Source organism: Ruegeria sp. CH8 (genome assembly GCF_056536985.1).
Genome location: NZ_JBQFQR010000040.1, coordinates 14,342 through 30,374 on the forward strand (window position 1 = coordinate 14,342; position 16,033 = coordinate 30,374).

Sequence of the window (16,033 nt, forward strand, 5' to 3'; positions counted from 1 at the left end):
GTTACCCTTTTTCAGCGGTCACGCTTATTCTTCGTTATACCTGTATCCGATACCGTACAACGTCTCGATGGCCGAAAACTCGGAATCTGCCGCGCGCATCTTTTTACGCAGGCGCTTGATGTGGCTATCGATGGTTCGGTCATCCACATAGACCTGATCGTCATAGGCGACATCCATCAACTGGTCGCGACTTTTGACGAAACCCGGTCGCTGCGCCAGAGCTTGAAGTAGCAAAAACTCTGTCACTGTCAACGAGACATCGGCACCCTTCCAACTGACGGCATGGCGCAAAGGATCCATCCGCAAGTCGCCCCGCTCCATCACCTTGGTGTCGCCCGTATTGGCATTTGTGATATCACCGGAGGTCACCTCCTGCCGACGTAGCAGCGCACGGATGCGTTCGACGAGCAATCGCTGAGAGAAGGGCTTTTTTACATAGTCATCCGCGCCCATGCGCAGACCTAACACCTCATCGATCTCATCATCTTTTGAGGTTAGGAAAATCACCGGCATTTGAGTCTTCTGCCGCAAACGCTGCAACAGATCCATGCCATCCATGCGTGGCATTTTGATATCCAGCACGGCCATATCGGGCAGTTTTTTATTGAATGCATCCAGGGCAGCCTGCCCGTCGTTGTAAGTTTCGACCTCGAAACCTTCGGCTTCGAGTGTCATGGATACGGACGTCAAAATGTTTCTGTCGTCATCCACAAGTGCAATCTTTGACATCGGGTTCACCCCTATTCCTGCTCACCTACGCAATAATACGCTTTTTTGTAAGACATTGTTGGCGGTTTTGACGCGCCGAATCAATCCGTAACTGCGAATCGTGCCATTGTTGCGGCAGGGATGCGGCAAAATTGCCTTGCTGCCCGCAAATTGTTGCCCGTATTTCCAACAGGAAATCCTTGGTGGCGCTAAACTTGTGCTTGGTTGCGCTAACTGCGTTAAACCGTCCTGTTCATGCCCTAAATGACCGTGATAAGACGCGCCCAGCCGCCGGACTTTCCCGGCACACTGCCCCAAGAGCGCACGCGGCCAAACCGCCGCCGCGCCGCCACAGGAGAAGATACACATGACATCTGGACGGGTTAACCCGCAATTCCGCCTCGAAGATCAGGGCATCGAGGGTCTGGGAAATGTCTATTACAACTTCATGGAACCAGCGCTGATCGAAGAGGCGCTGAAGCGCGGCGAAGGCACACTTGGCAATGGCGGGGCCTTTCTGGTCACCACCGGCAAGTTCACCGGTCGCTCGCCCAAGGACAAGCACGTCGTCAAAACCGACAGCGTCGCCGACACCATCTGGTGGGAAAACAACGCCGCGATGAGCCCCGAGGGCTTTGACGCGCTGTACGAAGACATGCTGGCCCATATGAAAGGCCGCGACTATTTCGTACAGGACCTCGTCGGCGGCGCGGACCCGGCCTATTCGATCAACGTGCGCATGGTCACCGAGCTGGCCTGGCACAACCTGTTCATCCGCCACCTGCTGCGCCGTCCGGATCGCGAGGACCTGAACGAGTTCATCGCGGACTTCACCATCATCAATTGCCCCAGCTTCAAAGCGGACCCGGCCAAGCACGGCTGTCGTTCCGAGACAGTGATTGCGCTGAACTTCGACCGCAAGATGATCCTGATCGGTGGCACGGAATACGCAGGTGAGAACAAGAAATCCGTGTTCACACTGCTGAACTACATGCTGCCGGAAAAGGGCGTGATGCCGATGCACTGCTCGGCCAACCACGCCGTTGGCAACCCGGTCGATACCGCCGTGTTCTTTGGCCTGTCGGGCACCGGCAAAACCACCCTTTCAGCCGATCCGTCGCGCATCCTGATCGGCGATGACGAACATGGCTGGTCGGATCGCGGCACCTTCAACTTCGAAGGCGGCTGCTACGCCAAGACGATCAACCTGAACGCCGAAGCCGAGCCGGAGATCTATGCGACGACCAGCAAGTTCGGCACAGTGATCGAGAACATGGTCTTCGATCCCGAAACCAAGGAACTGGATTTCGACGACGACTCGCTGACGGCGAACATGCGCTGCGCCTACCCGCTCGAGTATATCTCGAACGCCTCCAGCAGCGCTCTGGGTGGTCATCCGAAGAACATCATCATGCTGACCTGTGACGCGTTCGGTGTTCTGCCTCCGATCGCGCGGCTGACCCCGGCGCAGGCGATGTACCACTTCCTGTCTGGCTTCACCTCGAAAGTGGCGGGGACCGAGCGGGGCATCACCGAGCCGCAGCCGACCTTCTCGACCTGCTTCGGCGCGCCGTTCATGCCGCGTCGCCCCGAGGCGTATGGCAACCTGCTGCGGGACAAGATCGCCCAGCACGGCGCAACCTGCTGGCTGGTGAACACCGGTTGGACCGGCGGAGCCTATGGCGTTGGCTCGCGTATGCCGATCAAGGCCACCCGTGCCCTGCTGACCGCAGCGCTGGACGGTTCGCTACGTGACGCCGAATTCCGCAAGGACGCCAATTTCGGCTTTGACGTGCCGGTTTCAGTGCCCGGCGTGGCCGAGGTTCTGCTGGACCCGCGCCGCACCTGGGACGATCAGGTCGCCTTCGACAAACAGGCCGAAAAGCTGGTGCAGATGTTCGCCGAGAACTTCGAACAGTACCTGCCCTTCATCGACGAAGACATTAAAGCCGTCGCTATCGGCTAAGCTGAAAAAAGGGGGCGGTTTCGCCCAAGGCCTTGTGGTAAAATGTTGATGGGAGGTCAAAGTGGCCTCCCATTTCTGCTTCAAGGTTGAATTCGAATTTCAAACGGCATCCAGCTCGCCCAAATCAATGTTCTTACCGCTCTTTAGCTGGTCGTAGATCAGGTTCTTTAGCAGTTCCATTGCTTGCTTGTCAGATTTCATGAACAGCGTCTCTAGACCGTTGTTAGAAGGGTAATGTGCGGCTCTTTGCTTAATCCCCCTCTAAGCGATTTTCGGATAAGCAGCCGTTCAGGCAAAGCGCAGCGGAGCCAACGAGAGAGCCCAAAATTGACTGATGCTGCGCGAAACTCCAATGACAGCAATGCGCAGAAAGCGGACTTTGCAAATTTACGAAAACTGCCCAAAAGAAACTTCCTTACACCCACACCATCTGAACTTTAGCGGTTCGCTGAGTGGTTGAGAAAATCGGCCATTTCGCTCTGTGTCAGTGACCTTTTGACCGTCTGGCTGCTGAGCCCTCTGACAAGGAGTGAGGCGAAGAAAATTTATTTGACATGCAGACATTATGTTTCATGCTTTGATTAGTCTTTTCTTCGGGTTGGGAGTGCGAATGATGAAGTGGATGATGATAGCAGTCGGTCTATTGACCTCTTTCGCCACAAACTCTGTAGCCCAAACCGCTGATACCGTCTTATTGAATGGCAACATCTACACTATGGATGCATCACGGCCTGAGGCTGAAGCAGTTGCTATTATGGGAACGCAAATCTTCTACGTTGGTTCCGATGATGGAGTCCAATCCCTGATTGGAGAAGAAACAAAAGTCATCGACCTTCAGGGACAAACGGTGCTGCCGGGCTTTGTCAGCGGCCACGAACACCTTGTCGCATCAGGGTGGACGCAATTGGGTGTCCAATTGGGCTCTGGTCAATCCAAAGAGGATTATCTCACTTTAATTAAAGAGTACGCGGACGCCAATCCCGAAGAGGAGTTTATCCGTGGCATTGGATGGAATGCGACTCTGATGGGCGGTGAGTTCACGGCTGCCGATTTGGATGCGATTGTACCTGACAGACCCGTGTTCCTGCAAGATTACACCATTCATGACGCATGGCTGAACACCAAAGCTATGGAAATGGGAGGCGTGAACAAAGACACTCCCGACCCAGTTCCGGGTTTGATCTATTTTGTAAGAGATGACGAGGGTAACCCAACAGGCTACGCGAAAGAATTTGCGTGGATGGGGGCCTATGTGGAATCTGGTGCATGGCAGCCAGATACGATGATCCCAGAGAGCCAAACAGAGCTTTATGATTTGGCCGCGAGATTTGGCTACACCACCTACATCAACCAAGGATTGGTTACACCAAATATCAAGTCTCAGGCGAAACACTACGATGACACCCGAGTGGCGCTGGACATCCTGCAAGCACAAGCTGACGAAGGCACACTCAAGCTTCGTACCTTGATGATGACCCTTGTCAAAGGCGACGATTTCGATGCGGACGAGGCGGTTGCCAATACTTTGGAGCTGAAGTCTTCATTCGACAACGATGACGTTCGCGTGCTTGGAATTAAGATACACCCGGAAGGGGTTCACACAAGCCATGCATCGGTCATGCTTGAGCCGTGGCTGGACCTGCCTGAAAAAACGGCAGTGCGAGGTGTATCGGCTGCCCTAACAGATGAAATTGTCCTCAAAGCAAACGCAGCCGGACTTGACGTCTCTGTGCATGTTGATGGCTCAAAAACCGTTCGCGAAACTGTTGACTCATATGTCAACGCTCAGAAAGCTGGATACACCGAAGCCCGCAATTCGCTTCAACACTTAGCTTTTGCGCATCCAGATGATATTGAACGCATCATACAGCACAATATCCTGTCCAATATCACCCCGATTTGGGGCACGACTTGGGGCGGTGGGCTTGACGGTGCCATGGAAATTATGGGCCTCGAAAGGACCGTTTCCGAATTTCAACGCATCCGTACTTTGATGGACGCAGGCGCACCCGTCAGTATAGGCGCAGACGTTCCCAGCACCGATCCTAGCCTCATGGGTGTACTAACCTTATGCGAAGCAGCCGTTACACGGCGCGATCCGTCTAATCCGGACGATGATCGTATCTTCCCACCAGTATATCAGGCTCTCACGCTCGACCAATGTATATACGCCGCAACGCTTGGTGGTGCGTATGAAGCGAGGATGGAGGACAAGATCGGAAGCTTGGAGTTTGGCAAGTATGCCGACCTGGTTATTCTAGAAGATGACCTTTTCTCGGTGCTTCCTTCTGATATCGCGGATGTGAAGATAGTAGCCACGATGAAGGGCGGAGTATTCACACATGAAGATGGTCTTTGAAACGCGGGAATGAACGTGCCTTTGGAAAGTGGGCCAGTGCGATGAACTAGGCTGCAACGCTACTAAAATAGGAAACTTTAGAGCTCTGAAATGACAAGCAACTTGATCGCTCTGGTAGTTATTTTTTTCGCGTTCGCGGATGTGAATGCTGCTCAGGCGGAGGTTGCCCAAGGTTCACCAGAACCTGCTGCCCAAACGTCTCCTTCAGGGGCGAAGCGTTTTGACATGTCTCGGCGCGCGCATGATTTTACTTATGCTTCTAACTCCACTGTGATGGATGGATTTATTCAGAAACAAGTAGCGGATAGCTGGCTTGACTTGAAGCCAACCCTGAAGTCTCTGGAAGCCCCATTTGAAACCCTGCCGGATCCGTTGTTGAACGCAATGAGAACGCAAGTTCGTTGGCGAACGTCCGGAACCGCTACGCGCTCTGATCCTGATTTTATCAAAGAATACAATGCAGCCACAGGTGTTCTGGCGGCGAATGAAGTCGACGTAGAAAAGCTGATGCTCGAACGCCGAAAGATCATTGCGCATAACAACTCAATCGGGCGCGGTCCAAACTTAGAAAAGCTGGGTACGGCGATCAAGCTACCTGGGTACATAGTACCGCTTGCACTCAGCGGACGAGTTGTCACTGAGTTCCTATTTGTCCCGGTCGCTGGATCTTGCGTTCACACACCTTCGCAGCCGCCGAACCAGATCATTCATGTTGATTACCCCGGTGGCGTTGAATTCAAGTCGATTTTCGAAGCGTTTTGGATCGAAGGGGAACTTTTAGCAGAAAGCAGGGTTAGCGACGTTGTATTCTACGACGGCCAGTCAAACGTGGAATCCGCTTACAAACTAAACGCGAATTTAGTTGAAGTGTTCGCGCCCTGATCTTTAGGCCCCAGTGACCCATAACTTTCGGTCTTCTGTACGCGTAGACACTAATACCGGTAGACCGTCGCATACAGACCAAGCCGAAAGTGTTGAATAGAATACGGCCCGACCCCTAATCTGGTGGGCTCTTGCGACTGCGGTCCCTTCGAAGATTTCTTCTAGGGGGTTCTCAATTTCCAAGAGCAGACCTTGATTTAACTTTGTCCAACGTTCGCTCTGCGGGATAAATTAGCCTAAGTCGCAGTGCGAAACTAACACGCAAAAAAAAACTTTCTTATGCGATACGTCTCATGGATTGGTAGGGGCGATTACATACAGAGCTTTCAATGCTTCGCTGGGCTCAATCCCCGGCAAGGCAATACGGAAAATCTCCTCCATTGAACCTTGAGCATACATCTCTGACAAAATACGATCTACAAGCAATCGAAAATCATAGTCTCCTTTCGGTATCGCTAATCCTTGCTTTTCTATCGTCAATATTTCTTGGGATAACTTGAATTTACCCTTTAGCCCGGCAGCAATGTAGTTGACTAATAAAATCGACTGATCTGCAAAATACGCATCGATTTCGCCGTCTCGCAGAGCCTTGATGCCGTCTGGGTGTGAGGCGAACCTTACCATATTTGCATCGATACTTGCCGCTTCGAAGGAATTGAGAACGGATGCCTCTGTTGTTGTGTTGCTTCTCATGCCAACCCTCTTACCCGCTAGCGCACTCATGGTGCCCTCAGCCTCGATTGGCAACAATATGGACGTGCCGTCGACATAAATTGGAATCGAAAAATCAACAACTTCGCGACGGGAAAGTGTTATGGTCGCAGCCCCACAAAGCACATCGACCTCTCCGGAGGCAATTTTGTCGAAACGATCCTTGGCGTCGACAGGAATGAACTGGACGTTTAATTCCTTTAATTCAAGTTTCTTCGCAAGCCTCTGCGCGACCTGATCGCAGATCAACGGTGACAAGCCAAACGGTCGACCTTGGTCGTTGAGGTAAGATAGTGGCGCAGCGTCTGCTCGAAAACCAAACCGGATTTCGTTGTTTTTTGTTATCCTTTCGATTGTCTGAGCGACCGCTCCGGTTGAGAAAAGAGCCGTTGCAATAAGTACAGATAGCAAGCGCATGGGTTTTCCTTCATTGTCCGGTTTCTAAAAAAGGTGACTTAAAATCTTTGGCCAACATAAAAATACAGAAAATCATCGCCGTCGTCGTTAACTGCCGCGTCTATGGAAAAATCCAGTTTGTGTTTTTTTGTTACTCGGTAGCGCAAACCAACACCACCAGCGTAGCGGAAGCCACTATCGACGGAAATACTGTTCTTTTGCACTTCGCCGCCACCAGCAAATGCGACGTATCCAAATCGCTTAGAAAGTCGTCCTCGGTATTCAGCTTGCGCTGTAAGCATTGAATTTCCATAAACATCAAACAATGGAAAACCCCTTATTTCAGAACCTAGAAGGCAACTGTCGAAGAAAGGAGTGCGGTCGCTTTTTTCGCAAGCCGTTGCTCTGAAGGCGATAGCTGATTCATTGCTAACGGGCCAAAACTTGTCGTAGCTTAGCTTCAGTCCGTAGTAGGACAGATCCCCGTTTTGAACATCGTTTGAGTAGGTCAGCGCCAGATCCACTTTGTTCCCGCTAACCGGGTAAAACGTATCGTCGCGAGTATCCCATTTCGCTACGAGGCCTACTGTCGCTATCGCAGTGTCTGAGAGTTCGGCAACTTCAGGAGGCAACGCGATACCGTCTACACCTGAAACTACGGTATTCAGATACTGCAACGATGCACCTGCGGAAAAAGTATCCGTAAACGATTAAAATGCCCATCAGAAAGTAGGCAAGTGTATGGCCCAGGATTAGTGCGTAGCTTTTTGCAATCGGACGGCTCCTTGTGAGAGCATATGCAATCGCCACGAGTAGAACTGGGTTTGCTACATCAACCAATAAAATAGGTATTCCTACCGCCCAAATACTACTCATTCCGGGCACCGAACACGCAAGTTTTTAGGTTTCCTAGACATCCTCTCATGTCCTCAACTTAGCTTTCAGAGGAGCCTAGTGGGAAGGATGATCTACTGCCCTGTGGCCCACTATCGATTTCGGTGTGTAGCGAGGCAGCCCAATACTTGCAGCGTTCCAATAGTCTTTCGTGCAATAAACTCATCTTACGGTTCCCATCCAATTTTTACGAAAATTGGGGTTTGAGTGTGGCTGTCGACCCCCAAACATCCGGGTCGAAGTTTCACCAGATCGAGAATGTGAAATTACTAAGAGTTCGTTTTCTGCCATTGCGTCGAAAATGAGGTCGTGCCGCCAACCTGAAACTAAGACGTTCACTGTCGTGGTAACTTCGTTATCCGAAATCGTATTGCGCACGGCTTTTTTAGCTCCAAATTGTTCTCTTTTTTTGTTTAGAAGAAAAAAGAGATGCCAAATTTGAACTGTCTGTTTGGTCCGCCTGTCGGAGACTGGTTAACGTCGTAGTATCCAGCGCTCAGGTCCAGTGCCGTACCCTTCTCCTCGTTGGTTATGATAGTTTTGCCGACCGTTAGGCCCAATGGCACTAACCAGGCGTCATCACTGCTAGAGGCATTCCAATTATATGATATCACATTGTTATATCCAAAGTACCAACCTCCACCAAGGCCGTAGATCAGGATCGGCTGTAGTATAGTCGTGCTGAAGTCGCTTTCTCCCCACATATGAGCAAGAACACCACCCCAGGACAAATCTCCTGCCTGGCCAAATATCACGAAGGCCGGACCCGCGCCCCAACCCGCGCCCTGAAGCGCGTCGTCGGTGTGGGTCGGTAAAGATACTTGTAGCCCATAGCCGAGAGAAATATTGCCCGAAGGTGTCGGTGCGTAAAACGCTTGAACCGTTGAATCACCTATTCCCCATTCGAGATCGGAGTTTTGGGTGGGTTCACCTATACCGGGCGGTAGAACTGCACCCGGCGCAACACCCTGAATTGGGATAATGCCCCTTAGCACCAGGTTGGCGCCGTCAAGTGGAACTGCGTAGACTGGTTGAATCTGGAAGTTATAACTGTCTTCCTCATCCGTGCCCGTTCTGAATGCTACCGTGTTGTCAGTCATGATCGCGCGAATGTCAGCGAGGGGGTTGGCGGCTTTTCGGGCAGCTTCGCATGCTGCATCGCATCCGGCGTCTTGTGCTTGCGCAATCGTAGGCAGAAAGCTGTATGCCAGCGCACCAATAACGAGATGTGACAACTTCTTTTTCATCTTCAATTCCCCGTCCCTAGAACACTGATTTACCACAAGTCTTCTGTCTCAAGGCTGCAATGCGATCCGCCAGCGCACAAGTCCTCTATCAGGTATTAACATTCATTTTCGTTTAACTATGCCGTGTCGCTTTCAAGATATCGAACGGTTTGGATACGCAAATTGTGCAATTCTCGCTCAATTTGCTCTTCCAGTTTTGACCGTGGTTTTGGGCGAGTAAGGGCGTGGAGAACCCAGGACGGAATAGCCGTCCAATAACTTACTGCTTTCTCAGTGTATCGCTCGGCAACTCGCCATATTGTCGTTTGTAATACTCAGAGAAACGCCCAAAATCGCGAAACCCATGTTTGCTTGCCACTTGCTTGATCAAAGTGCTCTGACTGTTGCCCATCGCCAATTCGAACCGGGCGTTTTGAAGCCTTCGAAAGCGTATAAATTTTGCCGGGGAAACTCCAAGCTCTTGTCGGAAAGACAGGTATAAAAGTCTAGAGCTAACGCAAATCGCATCCGCAAGCTGTCGAGAGCTAAAAAACTGCTGGGAACTACTTATGGCTTCCAAGGCTCGTGCAACAGTCTTCCAAGTGGCGGCGCTTTTCAGGTTTGCGAAATCCTTTGACTTCTCGCTGTTTCTACAAAGCATGTCACCTAGCGAAAACATGATGTGATCTTGGAGATCATCGGGTGAAAATTGATCCCAAAGATGCGGTTGGTCAAATAAGCTGAACAGTAACTTCCGTAAACGCCGTCCAGTCGTCCCAAGCTTTGCAATTCCGTTTGTCGTATTCTGAGCCGTGTCAATTCGACAAAGTTCATGGACCCCGTAGCGGTCTAGCAGGTTGGTCTCGAAGGTCACAAAAACCGAACTAAGGCCAGCTGGTGTCAGGCTTGCATGGTCGCGACCGGAGGACGTAATCAAAACATCATCCGCTATTACAGGTAGGCCACACCAAATCTCGTTTTCGCTATTCGGGCGATAGAACGCAAAGCTTGTTGTTTCGCCGTCATGGGTCCAGTTTACATGGCAAGGATGAGATTCTTCATTTAGCATGACTTGAAGGTCCGCTACGCGAACGATCTGCAACTTGGAGTGTGTTATTCCGGGTTTGAGTTGGACGGCCTCAATGTTCCAACCACTCATTGCTGCATCAGTTTCCTGAAGAAAAGAAAACTCCTGATCCACGAGCAAGTTTTTTGTACTCATCCGCTAGGCACCTCAAATCAAAGGTAGACAATTTCTGCCTCTAGCGCGAGACCAAGGTGGCAAAATCCCATTTTTTAAGAATAATTGCTCCAATCGGCCATCATTCCTCAAAGTAGCGGTGTTCCGCCGCCGGGTAAGGGAGCACTGAACCATGGGTCCGACTTATGATTCCTTGTTCATCCAATACCGCCGATACTATCAGCAGTTTTGCTCGAATACCGGATACAGGTATTGAGCGGATGAAAGCGAACGGCAGTTTGTCCGCATCTCGGGATTTGCAAAGTTTAGTTTGGAATGTCCGGTTTGGGCTGGACTTGCCAAACATGCAAGCCGCGGAGAATGGCCGCATCGAGCCCTTACCTACCAAATGCTGCGCTTTGAGCAGATGTCCGGTTTCTCATTCCGGTCGCAATGGAAGGATGTCGGGAACTCTTGCGTAGGGTGCGGGGGGCAGCCAGTTTTGAAATGTGCGAGCCAGTCTTGGATCGCCACTTAGAAAAAATGACCCCAGTTCCGTCTCTTTGGCTAAAGTGGTTCGCCCCATTATGATGCCGCCCATCGCGACCAACGTAGTTTCCACATACAGATCGACATCCAGATCAGGATCGTGAACGCAAAGTTCAGGGGGCGTTCCTCGCTGGGCCAGAAACCAAAATGTGTCGTAGTCCGTTGGCTCATCCCTGAAATGAAAGCGGATTACTGACCGCTTGTCAGGCAGAGCATCTACCTGGAGCACGCTTTGACATTTCCACATCATCGGCGAGGCCAGCGTTCCCGCGAGAGCGACCTCAGCTTCGATATTCTGTTGTGCCCAGACCCCGAGCGCCTTGATGACCGGTTCCAGAGCTTCGGACTTGGGCGTGCGAAAGTAGTCTACAGAACCGGTCGCATTATCTTCGACACGCTCCACCAGACCATTGCGCTCCATTTCGGAAAGTCGCCGAGACAGAACTCCGGGGGAGATGCTGCCAAGGCGTCGTCGCAACGTGTTGAACCTGGTGGCTCCGGCCCAAATCTCGGTCAGGATTGGAATGGTCCATCGAGGTTCCAGCAATTGGCTGGCGCGGGAAATCGGGCATAGAAGACCGTATGGTTTGACGTTCATAAGAAACTCCTCAGCGTCCATAATACCCAGCAAAGCCACTTGGGCTAGTACGTCTGAAATACCAGCATCAGTACTTCCCACGCACTACTCTGAAAGGATTGCGCCATGGTGGAGTTGGTCATCGCAAATTGAGGAGAATACGATGACACAGAACACCGCCATGACGGGGATCACCAACGGGGAGTTGTGGGGCCGCCGGGCGCAGGATTGGGCTAAGTATCAAGAAGCCTCAATCGCTCCGGTATTTGATACGGTTCTTGAGCGAACTGGCGTGAGCGAGGGGACCAGATATCTTGATATTGGCTGCGGGGCGGGATTGGCGGCAGCAAAGGCCAGCGCTCTGGGGGCGGTGGTGACTGGTCTCGATGCATCAAGCGCATTGATCGATATTGCCCAGTCTCGGTTACCTGCAGCCGCCTTTCACGTAGGGGATTTGCAGGAACTCCCGTTCCCTAGCGACAGCTTTGATCTGGTGACAAGTTTCAACGCCATCCAGTATGCCGGGGATGTCGCCGAGGCTTTGTCAGAGGTAAAACGCGTCCTTGCACCCGGTGGCGCAATAGCCATCGCGACTTGGGGCGACCCAGAAGGCATGGAGGCAGCCGAGGTCGTGACAGTTTTAAAGCCTCTTTTGCCACCTCCGCTGCCCAACGCACCGGGCCCATTTGCTTTGTCTGATGACACCGTGCTGCGTCAGTTCGTCGAGGAGGGCGGGTTCGAAGCATACGATGTCTTCGACGTCGACAGTCCCTGGTCCTATCCCGATGAACCGGCTGCAATTGCTGGTCTTGCCGCATCTGGTGTCGCGGCCAAAGCAATAAGCTTGGCAGGAAAAGATGCGGTGGATAAGGCGCATCGCTCGGCCATTGCACCATACCGCAAGGCAAATGGTTTGATCGAGTTCGGTGCCACCTTTAAGGTGGTTCTGGCCAAGTTACCAAACGCATAGTGCTTGGCGCGAAAAACCTAGCCCTCAAAAGCGGCCGTTGAAGAACTGCAGAGCAATGGCCGTTTTGCCCGCTTAACCGCTGTCCAAACGGTTGGCACCCGCTGCAAGGCGGCGAATGGTAGGATCGAGCCCATTCCTTCAATTCGGGTGTTCGTGGCGAATGTCTGTTTCAATGTGCGTTAGTCTTATGCGGTTCGGTGATATTGACCAATCAGTCCAGTGTGCGGACGGAACCAATTCACGCTGCATGTCGCAATAACGAGTTAGGATTTTCCTAATAGGTGGTTGCAAATATTTTATTTGCGTTCAGTTCGGCGGTTTGCGTTATTGCGAATTGCAACGGACTACCCGATACGCTTGGCACTTATGCTTCAACGCTGTCGCCTTCTGATTTTAGGAGACGAAATCATGGTAGATTCAACTGACCGTGCCTTTCATGGAAATCACCAATACGGGATGGGGTATGAACCCACCTATAGCGGTGCAAACAGCCTGTTCCGCAGGCAATATTCACGTGACCTTGAAGGCGTCGATATTGTCACTTGGGGCGTCCCATATGATTTGAGTGTCACCAATAGGCCCGGTTGTCGCTTCGGACCGCGCGGTATTCGCGCAGCATCCACCAACGTCGCTTGGGATGGAGGTCCGTGGTATTGGGATTTTGATCCATTCCAAAAGCTCAGGATGGTGGATTATGGCGACTGCACGTTTGATCCCGGGTTCCCGACGGAAATCCCCGAAACCATTTACCACGAAGCCAAAAGCATTCTGGCATCAAAGGCGTTTCTGCTTACAATGGGCGGCGATCACTCTGTCACATATCCTATTTTACGGGCACAGGCTGAACGACACGGGCCGATATCCCTGATCCAGATAGATGCGCATTCGGACACTTGGGAAGAAAACCCAAAACGCTTTGACCATGGATCCATGTTCTACCACGCCGCGCAAGAGGGCATTCTTGACGCACAACACTCCATTCAAGCTGGGCTTCGGACTTACAACGCCAAATCACATGGCTTCAAAACGCTGACGGCTGAATTCGTACATGAGCAGGGCGTTGCGGCGACAGTCGCGAAGATCAAAGAGGTTGTCGGGGATCGCCCCGCTTATTTGACCTTTGACATTGACGCGCTTGATCCAGCATTTGCGCCGGGCACCGGTACACCAGTTTGCGGCGGGCTGACCACCTGGCAGGCAATCTCGCTGATCCGCAAGTTGACTGGTGTGAACCTGATCGGAGCAGATGTCGTTGAGGTTTCTCCACCTTTTGACAATGCCGAAATTACCGCATTGGCTGGGGCGTCATTGCTGCTTGAGATGACTTGCCTCGTCGCTTCGCAAAGATAATTAGGCAGGCGGAGAATCTTCGCCTGCTCTTTAACAAATGGTGTCACTCTGACAGCAGACATTCGATCAATGGCGGCAAAGTCCGCATCTCGGAAGTCATCATGCTTGGATTGGAAGGTCCGCTTTGGGCTGGAAACAGTCGTCGCCGATTGAAGCAATGAGCGATTGCTTAGAACCTTTCGAGGACATTGCGCTAAAATTGGATTGGCCCTTGGCACGATTTGTCTGCGATAGTTTCGAGCTTTGGCATCCTGACCAACTCTACGGCTTAACACCAGCTTTCTTCAAGCCTTCGACCAAAAGCGCATTGTGTTCGGGTAGACGGAAGAGGATCAAAGCTCCGGAGACAATGCTGTCTAGGAACGCTGGGGCGAAATCCGCCAGCGCCTGCTCATGTGGCAGGCCTGCTTCGGCGCGCCCGAGGTGGGCGGCACTGGCGATCATAAGAGCCCGGCGGATCGGCGCACGCGGCGTCATCTGAATGGCGTGCTCACCCCAACGCATTGCGTCTTCAAAATCAGCGTCGGCGAAGGCAGCTTGGGCGAGCGCCAGATAGGCGTCTCCTACCCAGAGGTCAGTGTCGCGTGGGGAAAGCTGGAGGGCAAGGTGGGCATGTTCGCGCGCCTGTGTGGTTCGGCCGACCAAAGATTCATGCCAGGCCATGAAGAAGATGTTCCGGGCAAAGTTCGGGTTCAGTGTGAAGCCCAAACTGAAGTCGGCGTTGGCCCCGTCAAAATCTCCACGGAAATGACGAACCATACCGCGAACGCATAAGGCGCGCGGGTCGAGTTGACCACCAAGAAACAGAGGTTCAACGCTTTTATCAGCTAGGCCCAGGTTTTCGGTGGGGTCCTCATCGAACTGGTATAGATAACGCATCAGGTAGGCAAACGCTTTGATCCAATGGGCCTGGACGTTGCGCGGGTCGAGATCAATGGCGCGATCAGAGACCGATATGACCTCATCGAACTTATCCTGAGAGTAGAAGCCTCCCGCGTAGAAGATCGCCATTGCACGTAGCGAGAGGTCGTAGGAGTTGAAGTCGATATCTCGAGCCACAGACGCGCGATCTATTTCGGCAATGGATATCTGGGGGGCGATGGCGCCGACCACGCTGCGTGTAATCTCATCCTGTAACGCGAAGATGTCGTCTAGCGTGCGGTCGTAGCGCTCGGCCCAAACATGGGCTCCATTTGTGCAGTCGATGAGTTGGGCAGTAATGCGTACGCGGTTTTGGGCTCGACGGAGGCTACCCTCTAGCATGTAGCGAACACCGAGTTCTCGAGCGATATCTATATGGGTGACGGGGCGACCCCTGAACGAAAATGAGGAGTTGCGGGCGATGACGAAAAGCTCGGGAAAGCGCGAGAGCTCTGTGATGATGTCTTCGGAAACGCCGTCACAGAAGTATTCCTGTTCTGGATCATTGGACATGTTCTGGAAGGGCAAGACAGCGATGGAGGGTTTGTCAGTGGGTTGAGATTGGTTTTGCGTGGAATCTGATTTGCCCTCCATCGCCAATTTGTAGGCGCGAACTGGCTCGGAGATGTTTTTGAGCGCTACTTCGCCAAGGTCTATGATGTCGTGTTCGATTTTGCCTCGAACCTGCCGGCATGCGTCGTCAGACAGTATGACACCGCCTGGGTCAGCGATGCCTTCGAGTCTTGCGGCAAGATTAACACCCTCGCCATAAATGTCGCCCTCGTCCAAGATTACGTCTCCAATGTGCAACCCTATTCGGAAGCTGATCCGGCTTTCGGTGGGGCTCTCGGCTTCGGCGGCGTGCAGCACCTTCTGGAGCGTCGCTGCGGCCTCAACGGCAGAAACGACCGAGCTAAAAAGTGCAAACAGGCCATCACCGGTAAGCTTGATAATCTCACCTCCGGCACTTTCGATACTTGGATTGATGATGTCCCGTCGTAGGTCTTTGAGACGAGCAAGTGTTCCCGCCTCGTTAGCCGCCATAAGCCGTGAGTAGCCGACCATATCGGCGGCAAGTATGGCGGCAAGTCGGCGTGTCATGCGCATTTCCCAATAGCAACCTTTTTTCGAATCTATCAAGTTCGGCAGTAGTGTGCCAACTTTCGAGAATGTCCGCTTCGGGCTGCCACCGGTCATTAATGTGAAAAGTAACGAAAGGCGACAACAAGCCCAATGCGGGCTTTGCCAACCTTTCAAATCAGCATCATCCCCGACCATTTCAGTTCGAGTTTCAATCCCTAGCGGGCAAGGCAACCTCGCCTTCCCAGTCAGAAATACGGTGCG

General features: G+C 52.3%; 12 protein-coding genes. 5 read left to right on the top strand and 7 right to left on the bottom strand.

Annotated elements, in window-relative coordinates; genetic code table 11:
- Positions 1 to 24 precede the first annotated feature (24 nt).
- The gene (locus tag ACR0ER_RS24055) at positions 25 to 729 is read right to left on the bottom strand and encodes a response regulator transcription factor (protein ID WP_480771057.1); all 705 of its coding nucleotides are present in this window, start codon (positions 727 to 729) and stop codon (positions 25 to 27) included.
- A gap of 346 nt (positions 730 to 1,075) precedes the next feature.
- On the opposite strand from ACR0ER_RS24055, the gene ACR0ER_RS24060 reads away from it, so the two are divergent.
- From ACR0ER_RS24060 to ACR0ER_RS24070, 3 genes are all read left to right on the top strand, one after another.
- Complete coding sequence (locus ACR0ER_RS24060; RefSeq protein WP_480771058.1) at positions 1,076 to 2,674, top strand: phosphoenolpyruvate carboxykinase; 1,599 nt, start codon at positions 1,076 to 1,078, stop codon at positions 2,672 to 2,674.
- 613 nt (positions 2,675 to 3,287) lie between these two features.
- Complete coding sequence (locus tag ACR0ER_RS24065; RefSeq protein WP_480771059.1) at positions 3,288 to 5,033, top strand: amidohydrolase; 1,746 nt, start codon at positions 3,288 to 3,290, stop codon at positions 5,031 to 5,033.
- Between the two features lie 90 nt (positions 5,034 to 5,123).
- A complete protein-coding gene (locus tag ACR0ER_RS24070) occupies positions 5,124 to 5,915 on the top strand; it encodes a DUF3299 domain-containing protein (protein ID WP_170477037.1) in 792 nt (263 codons plus the stop codon).
- A 291-nt stretch (positions 5,916 to 6,206) separates the two neighbouring features.
- Here ACR0ER_RS24070 and ACR0ER_RS24075 read toward each other — a convergent pair whose 3' ends face one another.
- The 5 genes from ACR0ER_RS24075 to ACR0ER_RS24095 all read right to left on the bottom strand — a co-directional run bounded on the left by ACR0ER_RS24075 (position 6,207) and on the right by ACR0ER_RS24095 (position 11,469).
- A complete protein-coding gene (locus ACR0ER_RS24075; RefSeq protein WP_170477039.1) occupies positions 6,207 to 7,043 on the bottom strand; it encodes an amino acid ABC transporter substrate-binding protein in 837 nt (278 codons plus the stop codon).
- Positions 7,044 to 7,081: 38 nt separating this feature from the next.
- Complete coding sequence (locus ACR0ER_RS24080; RefSeq protein ID WP_170477041.1) at positions 7,082 to 7,699, bottom strand: BamA/TamA family outer membrane protein; 618 nt, start codon at positions 7,697 to 7,699, stop codon at positions 7,082 to 7,084.
- Between the two features lie 630 nt (positions 7,700 to 8,329).
- Positions 8,330 to 9,163: a hypothetical protein gene (locus tag ACR0ER_RS24085; protein WP_170477043.1), complete on the bottom strand. Its 834-nt coding sequence runs from the start codon at positions 9,161 to 9,163 to the stop codon at positions 8,330 to 8,332.
- Positions 9,164 to 9,422: 259 nt separating this feature from the next.
- Complete coding sequence (locus tag ACR0ER_RS24090; RefSeq protein ID WP_480771060.1) at positions 9,423 to 10,364, bottom strand: helix-turn-helix domain-containing protein; 942 nt, start codon at positions 10,362 to 10,364, stop codon at positions 9,423 to 9,425.
- A 397-nt stretch (positions 10,365 to 10,761) separates the two neighbouring features.
- Positions 10,762 to 11,469 (bottom strand): winged helix-turn-helix transcriptional regulator, encoded by a 708-nt coding sequence (locus tag ACR0ER_RS24095; RefSeq protein WP_170817444.1) that lies wholly within the window; start codon positions 11,467 to 11,469, stop codon positions 10,762 to 10,764.
- Between the two features lie 142 nt (positions 11,470 to 11,611).
- Between ACR0ER_RS24095 and ACR0ER_RS24100 the strand changes: the two genes are divergently transcribed.
- Both ACR0ER_RS24100 and speB read left to right on the top strand, forming a co-directional pair.
- Complete coding sequence (locus ACR0ER_RS24100; RefSeq protein WP_480771061.1) at positions 11,612 to 12,418, top strand: class I SAM-dependent methyltransferase; 807 nt, start codon at positions 11,612 to 11,614, stop codon at positions 12,416 to 12,418.
- Positions 12,419 to 12,826: 408 nt separating this feature from the next.
- Positions 12,827 to 13,768, top strand: coding sequence for an agmatinase (gene speB / locus ACR0ER_RS24105; RefSeq protein WP_480771062.1), 942 nt, complete (start codon positions 12,827 to 12,829; stop codon positions 13,766 to 13,768).
- 261 nt (positions 13,769 to 14,029) lie between these two features.
- Here speB and ACR0ER_RS24110 read toward each other — a convergent pair.
- The coding region (locus ACR0ER_RS24110; RefSeq protein WP_480771063.1) for an adenylate/guanylate cyclase domain-containing protein at positions 14,030 to 16,033 on the bottom strand (2,004 nt) is incomplete at its 5' end.